This is a genomic window from Xanthomonas sp. 3058 (genome assembly GCF_014199765.1).
Lineage (GTDB): Bacteria > Pseudomonadota > Gammaproteobacteria > Xanthomonadales > Xanthomonadaceae > Xanthomonas > Xanthomonas campestris_B.
Genome location: NZ_JACHOF010000008.1, coordinates 198,199 through 208,607 on the forward strand (window position 1 = coordinate 198,199; position 10,409 = coordinate 208,607).

The following is a 10,409-nucleotide window of genomic DNA, read 5'->3' on the forward strand; positions in this document are numbered from 1 at the left end:
CGCGGTCATGCCGGGCCGACGTCCATCCCATCATAAGCAGCCACATGGAAACGTTTGGCAAGTGCGTCGAACTGCGCATTGCGCTGATTCAGCGACTCGATCGTGTGATGTTCCAGTTTGTCCACGTGCAGGAAGTACGACTCTTCGTCGTCGCCATCGTCTTCGTCGCGTTCGCCGAGGAAGATGTCGATGACCCGGTAGCCGTCCTGGGTCAGTTGTTCGGAAAGCTGTTGCAGCGGTTGCTGCGCCGGGTCGGCGAAGAAATATTCCCAGCGCAGTGGCCCGTCGAGATTCCAGTCGGTCTCGGAGCGGATGTGCTCGAACATCTGTTTCAGTGCGGAGAGGGCGATGGCCATCGGGACGTCTGCCTTAGAACTTCATCGGGTCCATGATCGCGTCGAGATTGAGGTGATCGCAGAATTCAAGGAAATCATCGCGCAGTGCGGCGATGTGCATGTTGGCCGGCACGCCGATCGTCACCTGCGCAGAGAACATCTCCGCGCCGGTCTGCATGGCGCGATAACGTGTGCTCTGCAGGTTCTCGATGGTGATGCCCTGGCGGTCGAAGAAATCGGCCAGCTGGAACAGGATGCCCGGCTTGTCGGCGGCGATGACCTCGACGATGTAGGGCAGCAGGTTGGATTGGGTCTGCTTGGGTCCGGTGCGGTACCAGACCAGCTTCAGGCCTTCCTCGCGTTCGAGCCGGGTCAGCATCGCTTCGAGCTTGGCGACCGAATCCCAGGAGCCGGTGGCCAGGGCGGTGACCGAGACATCGCGCCCCACCGTGGCCAGGCGGGCGTCCACGAGATTGCAGCCGCTGTCGGCGATGCGGCGGGTGACGGGCAACAGGGGGGACTCCGGATGCGTCGTGTAGGCGTTGATCAGGAGGTGGTTTTCGGTCGGCGAGGGCCGGGGAGTCGAGTCGGTCAAAGGGGCTTCCGGCATTGCATCAGGCTGAATGGCCGCCCGGGCAGGCGCCCTGGCGGTGACCAGCATACTTGCCCGTGGTTTCGCGCCGCAAGTAACATGCAGGCGGTCACAACCCGCGTGCGCGCGGGCCTTTCCTGTCACGTAAGAGCAGCAGAATCTTGTCCCTTTCCGGCATCATCACCGCGCTGGCGACCCCATTCGGTCCAGACGGCGCACTCGACCTGGATGCCTGGCGGCGGTTGCTGGAACAGCAACTGCACGGCGGCGTCCAGGGCATCGTGGTTGCCGGCTCCACCGGCGAAGCCGCTGCATTGAGCGACGACGAGTACGACACCTTGTTGCGCGCGGCCGTGGCGCAGGTGGCCGGCCGCGTGCCGGTGCTGGCCGGCACCGGCTTGTCGGGCACTGCAAAGACCATCGCGCAGACGCGCCGTGCCGCCGCGCTGGGTGCGCAGTACGCGCTGGTGGTGACGCCACCGTACGTCCGCCCGACCCAGGCCGGCCTGCAGGCGCACTTTCTGGCGGTTGCCGACAACGGCGGGCTGCCGGTGGTGCTGTACAACGTGCCTGGGCGCACCGGATGCGACCTGTTGCCGGAGACGGTGGCCGCGCTGGTGGACCATCCAAATATCGTCGGCATCAAGGAAGCGCGCAACGAACCGGAGCGTGTCGCTGCGCTGCTGGCCCTGCGCCGCGACACCTTTGTGATCCTCAGTGGCGACGACGGGACCGCTGCGCAGGCGATGCTGTCCGGCGCCGACGGGCTGATCTCGGTGGCGTCCAACGCATTGCCGTCGGCGTACCGGCGCCTGTGCGATCTGGCCCGGGATGGTCAGCGGGAGGCGGCCGCAGCCTGGGATGCGCGTCTGAGCGAATATCACAGTTTCTGCGGGATCGAATCCAATCCCATCCCGGTCAAGGCGCTGCTGCAGCGCGCCGGGATCGGCCACGGCCTGCGTTTGCCGTTACTCCCCCTTTCTGCGGCGCACCAGCCTGCCGCCGACCGCCTTGCCGCCGACGCTGTTGCGTTGGAAGCGCTTTCCAGCCGCGAAATGCTCGCGGCCTGACCCAGGAGATCTATCGATGCGTCATTCCGTTTCCCCCGTCCGCGTGCTCTCGCTCGCGTTGCTGGCGACCGCCACCGTCGCTGCCACGAGTGGTTGCAGCTGGTTCAACAAGGGCGCACGCGGTGACTATGCGCTCGCCCCGGAAGCCCGCCCACTGGAAGTCCCGCCGGATATGAACCTGCCGGACACCTCCGGTGCGATGAAGGTGCCGACGCTGGCATCGACCACCCAGCACAACACTTCGGCGCCGCCGTCTGCCAGTGCCAACAGTGGCTTCACGGTGCCGGGCGAGCGCGACGAGGTGTTTGCCAAGGTCGGCGCGGCGCTCGCCGATATCCCGGGCCTAACCATTGCCAGCAAGGCGCAGATGCTCGGTTCCTACGACGTGAGCTACGAAGGCTCCAGCTTCCTGGTGCGCGTAGTGAAGGTCGAGGCGGGCAGCTATGTGTCGGCGGTGGATCCGCGCGGCATGCCGGCTACCGCTGCAGCGCCGGTGGCGGTGATCACTGCATTGAAGGGCAAGCTGGGCGGCTGAGGCCGCTCACGCGTTGCGGACAGCAAAACGGGCGCTTTGGGCGCCCGTTTTGCATTTCCACGCGGTACGGTTGGCGCGCTGCGGAGACGTGGGGCGCGGCTCTGACGACTCAGCGCTGCAGCAGCGGCAACTTGTTCGGCTTGCCATCCCAGTCGGCGGCATCGGGCAATGGCTCCTGGCGCACGGTCAACACCGGCCAGGCCTTGGCGAGCTCGGCATTGAGCGCCACAAAGCCTTCCTGGCCTGCCGGAACGTCATCTTCCGGGTAGATCGCGTTGGCAGGGCATTCCGGCTCGCACAGGGTGCAGTCGATGCACTCGTCCGGGTCGATGACCAGGAAATTCGGGCCGACGTGGAAGCAATCCACCGGGCAGACCTCGACGCAGTCGGTGTATTTGCACTTGATGCAGTTTTCGGTGACAACAAAAGGCATGGCGGAATCCGGCGTTTAGCCGCTCAATTCTAAAGCAGTCGGGTGCCGGGTGTGGAGGTGGTGGGGAATGATGGGCTGATGCGTTGGGTTGTCTGTCTTCCTTGGTGTCCTCATCCCAGCGTGCTGCCCTCACCCCAACCCCTCTCCCGCAGGCGGGAGAGGGGCTCCATCGTGCAGATCGGAGAGAGGGGCTCCATGGCGCAGGTCGGAGAGGGGCGCTTCACCGCAGCGATCGCCATTGGGCGATCAAGATAGTTGCCCGGCTTGTGCAACGGCCAGAGCCCCTGAAATAACACAGTTGCTTTCCTCCAGGGCGATACGGCATTGCTTGGGCGCCAGTGGCGCTAGGGCGGGGCTGGCTAAGCAGTCGGTGATTCACTGCTGACGGCGCGTAGCGACGCGTTTTTCGTTGCAGGCATTGGCAAAATCCCTGAGGCGCGCCCGCGTCCGGCGCTGCGTGCCACCTTACTCCCGGCGGGAGACGGATGTCCCTGGCATGTCCCGCTAAACTAACGCCCCCCAATCGCTGCACCGCCGCCGCCTTGAAGAAGTCCGATTTCCATTACGACCTGCCCGATGAACTGATCGCCCAGGCGCCGCTGGCCGAGCGTGCAGCCAGCCGGCTGCTGGTGGTGCCGCCATCGCCGCAGGTACTGGCCGACCGTCAGGTGCGCGACCTGCCCGAACTACTGCAGCCGGGCGATCTGCTGGTCTTCAACGATACCCGGGTGATCCCGGCGCGCCTGTTCGGGCAGAAAGCCAGTGGCGGGCGGGCGGAGATCCTGATCGAGCGGCTGCTCGGCGAGCGCGAAGCGCGCGTCCAGATCGGCGCCAGCAAGTCGCCCAAGGCCGGCAGTTTGATCGCGCTGGATGCCGGCGGGCACGCCGAGGTGCTGGGCCGCGACGGCGAGTTCTATCTGCTGCGCTTCGATATCCCCACGCCGCTGGAGCACTGGCTGCTGGAAGCCGGGCGCCTGCCGCTGCCGCCGTACATCCGCCGCGAGCCGGGAGTGGAAGACCGCGAGCGCTACCAGACCGTGTTCGCGCGCGAAGTCGGCGCGGTGGCCGCGCCGACCGCCGGCCTGCATTTCGACGAGGCGCTGCTGGCGCGGTTGCGCGCACGCGGGGTGGAATTGGGCCATGTCACTTTGCATGTGGGCGCCGGCACCTTCCAGCCGGTGCGCGTGGATGCGCTCGACCAGCATGTGATGCACACCGAATGGCTCAACGTCGGCGCCGCGCTGGTCGAACAGGTGCGGCGCACGCGCGCACGCGGCGGCCGGGTCATCGCGGTGGGAACCACGGTGGTGCGCTCGCTGGAAAGCGCCTGGCGCACCACCGACGCCGCGCCCGAGGGCGAGCTGCTGCCGTTTGCCGGCGAAACCCGGATCTTCATCCTGCCCGGCTACCGCATCCGCAGCGTCGATGCGATGGTCACCAACTTCCATCTGCCCGAAAGCACGCTGCTGATGATGGTCTCGGCCTTCGCCGGCCGCGAGCGCATCTTCGAGGCGTACCAGCACGCCATCGCGCAGCGCTATCGCTTCTTTTCGTATGGCGATGCGATGTTGCTGTGGGGCCGGGATTGGGGAATCGGGAATGGGGAATCGTAGGGCGGCATCCGCCGAACGATCAGCCACCTGCCAACCGCTTCTCCGATTCCCAAATCCCGATTCCCCAATCCCGGCCTTTCAATGTCCCGACTCCAGTTCCAGCTTCAAGCCACCGACGGCCATGCGCGTCGTGGTCGCCTGACCTTTCCGCGCGGCACCGTGGAGACCCCGGCGTTCATGCCGGTGGGCACCTACGGCTCGGTCAAGGGCATCCTGCCCGAGCAGATCCGCGCGCTGGGGGCGGAAATCATCCTGGGCAACACCTTCCATCTGTATCTGCGTCCGGGCCTGGATGTGATCGGCGATCACGGCGGGTTGCACGGGTTTGCGCGCTGGGACGGGCCGATCCTGACCGATTCGGGCGGATTCCAGGTGTTCTCGCTGGCGCATCGCCGCAAGATCACCGAGCAGGGCGTGACCTTCGCGTCGCCCACCGACGGCGCGCGGGTCTTCCTGGGTCCGGAGGAGAGCATGCAGATCCAGAAGGTGCTCGATTCGGACATCGTGATGATCTTCGACGAATGCACGCCGTATCCGGCCACCGAGGAGGTGGCGCAGCGCTCGATGGAGCTGAGCCTGCGCTGGGCGCAACGCTCGCGCGAGGCGCATGACGGGCTGGGCAACGACGCGGCGCTGTTCGGCATCGTGCAGGGTGGGGTCCATCCGGACCTGCGCAGTCGCTCGCTGGACGGGCTGCAAGGCATCGGTTTCGACGGTTATGCGATCGGCGGGCTGGCGGTCGGCGAGCCGGAGCACGAGCGCAACGCCATGCTCGAACACCTGCATCCGCGTCTGCCGGCCGAGCGTCCGCGTTACCTGATGGGCGTGGGCCGGCCCGAGGATCTGGTCGAAGGCGTGGCGCGTGGCGTAGACATGTTCGACTGCGTGATGCCTACCCGCAACGCGCGCAACGGCCACTACTTCACCTCGTTCGGTACCGTGCGCATCCGCAATGCCAAGTACGAGCGCGACCTGGACACCATCGAGCCGGGTTGCGGCTGCCATGCCTGCAGCAGCGGCTATACACGCTCCTACCTGCGCCATCTGGACCGCTGCAACGAGATGCTGGCACCGATGCTGGGCACCCTGCACAACCTCTGGTACTACGAAAAACTGATGGCCGACCTGCGTGCGGCGATCGCGGCGGGAACCTTTGCGGAGTTCCGGCGGTCCTTCTATGCGGCACGCGGCGCGACCACGCCGCCGTTGCCGGGGGAAACCGGCTAAGCCCTGCCGTCCGTGCCCCGGCGCGGACGGGCGGGGACCCGCATGGCATAATTCCCGGCTGTTCCGCTCCGGCGGTACCTGAATAGCGAGTGGGCCCGCCGGGCGCGCTGGCTCCAAACTAGGATGCATTGAATGAATTTGCTCGATTTCCTGATCCCCGTCGCGCAGGCGCAGGCCACTGGCGGCGCACCGGCGCCCGGCCCGATGGGAAGCCTGTCCACCTTCGCGCTGCCGATCATCCTGATCGCGGTCATGTATTTCCTGATGATCCGCCCGCAGATGAAGCGTCAGAAGGAGCACAAGTCGCTGCTGGACAAGCTGGCGCGCGGCGATGAAGTCATCACTTCCGGCGGCGTGGCCGGCACGATCACCGATATCGGCGACAACTTCATCACCGTGGAAGTGGCCGATAACGTGCGCATCCGCGTGCAGAAGAGTGCCGTCGGCCACGTGTTGCCCAAGGGCACGCTGAAGTCCGCCAACTAAGTCGCTACCAAACTGCTGCGCTGCCGTCAGGCGGGCGCGGCCGGTGCCGGAGTCGACATGCACCACGCGTGCATTCTGGTTCCTACGCGCCGTCCACCCACCTGACGAGCGCTCGCATGTTTGCTAGTCGCCTTGGGTAACGCAAAACACGGGTGCGCACGCCATCGGGCAGGCGCACTCGGTGCCACGATTCGGTACCCATTCCGCGTCTGCGCACCGCCCGCATCTACCTGACGACCGCTCGCGACGTTGTGTTGGCCGCTTGAAGTCGTTTCCACTGCTGAGCGCTGCGCCGGGATGGTGTCGCGCGGGACTGTCGCAATGCTCGAATTTCCTCGCTGGAAGTATTTCCTGATCCTGCTGGTGCTGGCGGTCAGTGCGTTGTATGCGCTGCCCAACGTCTACCAGAAAGACCCGTCCGTGCAGATCACCGCCAGCCGCGGTGCCCAGCTCGACGACGCATTGCGCAGCCGTATCGACGGCGAGCTCAAGAGCGCGGGCATCACGCCCAAGGCCGTCACCAAGGAAGGCGAGAGCCTGATGGTGCGCCTGTCCTCGTTGCAGGCGCAGACCCGCGCCAACGATGTGCTGCGTCAGCAGCTGGGCGAGAACTACACGGTGGCGCTGAACCTGGCGTCCACGGTGCCGGAGTGGCTGGCCAAGCTGGGCGGCAAGCCGATGGTGCTGGGCCTGGACCTGGTCGGCGGCGTGCACTTCGCCATGCAGGTCGATCAGAAGGCCGCAGTGGAAAAGCGGATCGAAGGCTTTGCCGAAGACATCCGCACCACCTTGCGTGAGGGCCGCATCGCCTATCGGGCGGTCGAGCGTCGCGGCGACAACAGCATCCAGATCAGCCTGGGCGAGGGCGCCAGCGCCGATGCGGCGCGTACTGCGCTGGCCAAGGCCCAGCCGACGCTGACCTACGACGTCAGCGGCCAGAACATCGCAGTGAAGGTGCCGGAGGCCGAGCTCAAGCAGATCGCCAGCGGCGCGATCGAGCAGAACCTCACCACCTTGCGCAATCGTGTCAACGCGCTGGGCGTGTCCGAGCCGACCATCCAGCGCCAGGGCGAAGACCGCATCGTGGTCGAATTGCCCGGCTTGCAGGACACCGCCGAGGCCAAGCGCCTGATCGGCGCCACCGCCTCGCTGGAATTCCGCGCGGTGGTCGAAGGCAATGCCGAAGACGCAGTGCGCAGCGGCAGCATTCCGCCGGAAGCCAAGGTCTACCGCGTGCGCGATACCGGCGCGCCGGTGTTGCTCAACAAGCGCGCGCTGGTGACCGGCGATCAGATGGTCAGTGCCAGTGTCAGCAACGACCAGAACGGCATGCCGGCGGTGTCGGTGACGCTCAACAATGTCGCCGGCCAGCGCATGCTCGACTACACCAGCGCCAATGTCGGCAAGCTGATGTCGGTGGTCTACATCGAGCGCATTCCCACCGTGACCATGGTCGATGGCAAGGAAGTGCGCAGCGTTCGGGTCAAGGAAGAAGCCTTGTCGCCGACCCGCATTGCCGGTGTGTTCGGCAAGAACTTCCAGACCACCGGCCTGGAGAAGGTGGAAGCGGAGAACCTGGCCAAGCTGCTGAAGTCCGGCTCGCTGGCTGCGCCGATGGATTTTGTCGAGGAATACGTGATCGGCCCGAGCCTGGGTGCGGAAAACGTGGAGCGCGGCGTCACTGCGGTGGTGTACTCGTTCCTGTTCACGCTGGTGTTCTTCACGATCTACTACCGCGTGTTCGGCGCGATCACCTCGGTGGCGCTGCTGTTCAACCTGCTGATCGTGGTGGCGGTGATGTCGCTGTTCGGCGCCACCATGACACTGCCGGGTTTTGCTGGCCTTGCCCTGTCGGTGGGTCTGTCGGTGGACGCCAACGTGCTGATCAACGAGCGTATCCGCGAAGAATTGCGGCTTGGCGTGCCTGCCAAATCGGCGATCGCCGCGGGTTATGAAAAAGCCGGCGGCACCATCCTGGACGCCAACCTCACCGGTTTGATCGTGGCGGTGGCCTTGTACGCGTTCGGCACCGGCCCGTTGAAGGGCTTCGCGCTGACCATGATGATCGGTATTTTCGCCTCGATGTTCACCGCAATCACCGTGTCGCGTGCGCTGGCGGTGCTGATCTACGGCAGCCGCAAGAAGCTGAAGACCGTCGCTATTTGAGATGCGAGTCCGGCCTCGACCCGTGCAGCCGCGCTGTAGGGGTCGAGGGATGAATCCCTTCGCAAGCGTTGCGTATCCCGATGGTGCGCAACGTCTAAACGGAAGATCTTTTCCATGAAATTGTTCCCGCTCCATCTCATTCCCAACGACACCAAGATCGACTTCATGCGCCCGCGCAAGCCGGTGCTGATCCTGATGCTGATCCTGGCAGTGGCTTCGGTCGGCATCATCGTCGGCAAGGGCTTCAATTACGCGCTGGAATTCACCGGCGGCACGCTGGTGCAGACCAGCTTCCAGAAAACGGTGGACGTGGACCAGGTGCGCGAGCAGCTGTCCAAGGCCGGCTTCGACAACGCACAGGTGCAAAACGCCCGCGGCGGCAACGAGGTGATGATTCGCCTGCAGGCGCGCGAGCAGCACAACAACCGCGACGATGCGGCGCGCACCGTTGCCGAAGAAGTGCGCAAGGCCGTCAGCACCGAGCAAAACCCGGCCACCGTGCAACCCGGCGAGTTCGTCGGCCCGCAGGTCGGCAAGGACCTGGCCTTGAACGGCGTGTACGCCACGGTGTTCATGCTGGTGGGCTTTTTGATCTACATCGCCTTCCGCTTCGAGTGGAAGTTTGCGGTGGTGGCCAGCCTGACGGCCTTGTTCGACCTGCTGGTGACGGTGGCCTTTGTGTCGCTGACCGGTCGCGAGTTCGATCTGACCGTGCTGGCCGGCCTGTTGTCGGTGATGGGCTTTGCGATCAACGACATCATCGTGGTGTTCGACCGCGTGCGCGAAAACTTCCGTGCGCTGCGAGTGGAACCGCTGGAAGTGTTGAACCGTTCGATCAACCAGACGCTGTCGCGCACGATCATCACCGCAGTGATGTTCTTCCTGTCGGCATTGGCGCTGTACATCTACGGCGGCGAGTCGATGGAAGGCCTGGCCGAGACGCACATGATCGGCGCGGTGATCGTGGTGATCTCCTCGATCATCGTCGCAGTGCCGATGCTGAGCATCGGGCCGTTTGCGGTGACCAAACAGGATTTGCTGCCCAAGGCCAAGGATGTGGAGGCGCTGGCGCGTCGTCCTTGATCGGTTGGCAAAAGGTGTGACGAAAAAACCGCGCATTGCGCGGTTTTTTCGTTTCTGGCGTTGGGCGTCGCGACTGCATGGTGTGCACTTTGACGCCACTACGCAAGATTGTGAACACTAGGGATTTCGTCGGACACGTGATGCCGATCGATACGCAGTACTTTGCGTTAGAGAGCCGCTGGCCAGGATGAAGCGCCGTGTCCAACTGAGACACGCCTGCTCAGTGCGCAGGCTGTAGTGCCGAACGCGCAAGCGGTCGCGCACTCGATCGAGCAGCCGCGTCGGAGGACGTGCTGTTACGCCATTGTTTTGGGGGTGTATTTCATACGCCTGCGTCCTTGCTGGATAAGGCTAGAAGCTATGTAATGGTAGAGTTCGCTTGTGGTCGTGTAATCCCGTGATCGCGGCTAGGATTTCTCCCATTCACAAAGCGCCAGCGATCGAAGACACTCCGTGCAACACCGCATTTCGGCGGTCCAATAGTAGTTAGGCCGCAGAGAGAAGCTGCTTGTGACCAAAGACTCCAAAGCGCGTCTCGTTTATTTCGTGCTTGCCTTGGCTGGCGTCTTCTTGCTTGGGGTAACAACACCTTGGCTCAAGACTTTTGGTTCAACTGTGTACGTCTCGGCCGCCTTTGCATATCTAGCTGTGTTGTGGGTTGGGCTAAACTGGGTCGCGCACCGTGTCCGTACTAAGGATAATTCGTAGTCACACGCGACTTTTGCATGTGGAGCCGCGGCCTAACAACTCATTCAAGCCGAAGTTGCTTCGCAACTCGGCTTAATTCAGGCGTTAGACCTTCCACGTCACCCACCAAACTAGAGCAGGCACGGACGCACATGTCATTACTCTCCGATTTCTACGTTGCC

At 64.3% G+C, this 10,409-nt stretch carries 10 protein-coding genes and 1 other RNA gene; 8 read left to right on the plus strand and 3 right to left on the minus strand.

Annotated features, from left to right (window positions below; translation table 11 throughout):
• Window positions 1-5: 5 nt before the first annotated feature.
• Both GGR61_RS12765 and GGR61_RS12770 read right to left on the minus strand, forming a co-directional pair.
• The gene (locus tag GGR61_RS12765) at window positions 6-356 is read right to left on the minus strand and encodes a ribonuclease E inhibitor RraB (RefSeq protein ID WP_184408441.1); all 351 of its coding nucleotides are present in this window, start codon (window positions 354-356) and stop codon (window positions 6-8) included.
• A gap of 13 nt (window positions 357-369) precedes the next feature.
• On the minus strand, window positions 370-996 hold the full coding sequence (locus tag GGR61_RS12770) for a glycine cleavage system protein R (RefSeq protein ID WP_002813792.1): 627 nt from the start codon (window positions 994-996) through the stop codon (window positions 370-372).
• Between the two features lie 92 nt (window positions 997-1,088).
• On the opposite strand from GGR61_RS12770, the gene dapA reads away from it, so the two are divergent.
• Window positions 1,089-1,997 (plus strand): 4-hydroxy-tetrahydrodipicolinate synthase, encoded by a 909-nt coding sequence (dapA, locus tag GGR61_RS12775; RefSeq protein WP_184408442.1) that lies wholly within the window; start codon window positions 1,089-1,091, stop codon window positions 1,995-1,997.
• 16 nt (window positions 1,998-2,013) lie between these two features.
• Window positions 2,014-2,532: a hypothetical protein gene (locus tag GGR61_RS12780; RefSeq protein WP_184408443.1), complete on the plus strand. Its 519-nt coding sequence runs from the start codon at window positions 2,014-2,016 to the stop codon at window positions 2,530-2,532.
• A gap of 109 nt (window positions 2,533-2,641) precedes the next feature.
• Here the strand turns inward: GGR61_RS12780 and fdxA are convergent, their stop codons facing one another.
• Window positions 2,642-2,965 (minus strand): ferredoxin FdxA, encoded by a 324-nt coding sequence (gene fdxA, locus GGR61_RS12785; RefSeq protein WP_005994928.1) that lies wholly within the window; start codon window positions 2,963-2,965, stop codon window positions 2,642-2,644.
• Window positions 2,966-3,507: 542 nt separating this feature from the next.
• Here fdxA and queA point away from each other — a divergent pair.
• From queA to secF, 6 genes are all read left to right on the plus strand, one after another.
• Window positions 3,508-4,578: a tRNA preQ1(34) S-adenosylmethionine ribosyltransferase-isomerase QueA gene (gene queA, locus GGR61_RS12790; RefSeq protein ID WP_184621732.1), complete on the plus strand. Its 1,071-nt coding sequence runs from the start codon at window positions 3,508-3,510 to the stop codon at window positions 4,576-4,578.
• Window positions 4,579-4,659: 81 nt separating this feature from the next.
• Window positions 4,660-5,805 (plus strand): tRNA guanosine(34) transglycosylase Tgt, encoded by a 1,146-nt coding sequence (gene tgt, locus GGR61_RS12795; protein ID WP_184621734.1) that lies wholly within the window; start codon window positions 4,660-4,662, stop codon window positions 5,803-5,805.
• A gap of 132 nt (window positions 5,806-5,937) precedes the next feature.
• Complete coding sequence (gene yajC / locus GGR61_RS12800) at window positions 5,938-6,291, plus strand: preprotein translocase subunit YajC (protein ID WP_184408446.1); 354 nt, start codon at window positions 5,938-5,940, stop codon at window positions 6,289-6,291.
• A gap of 57 nt (window positions 6,292-6,348) precedes the next feature.
• Window positions 6,349-6,420, plus strand: a non-coding RNA gene (locus GGR61_RS12805) — sX9 sRNA.
• A gap of 192 nt (window positions 6,421-6,612) precedes the next feature.
• Window positions 6,613-8,457 carry a protein translocase subunit SecD gene (gene secD / locus GGR61_RS12810; protein ID WP_184621736.1) on the plus strand — a complete coding sequence of 615 codons (1,845 nt, stop codon included), beginning with the start codon at window positions 6,613-6,615 and terminating at the stop codon, window positions 8,455-8,457.
• 114 nt (window positions 8,458-8,571) lie between these two features.
• The gene (secF, locus tag GGR61_RS12815; protein ID WP_184408448.1) at window positions 8,572-9,540 is read left to right on the plus strand and encodes a protein translocase subunit SecF; all 969 of its coding nucleotides are present in this window, start codon (window positions 8,572-8,574) and stop codon (window positions 9,538-9,540) included.
• The last annotated feature ends 869 nt before the right edge of the window (window positions 9,541-10,409 follow it).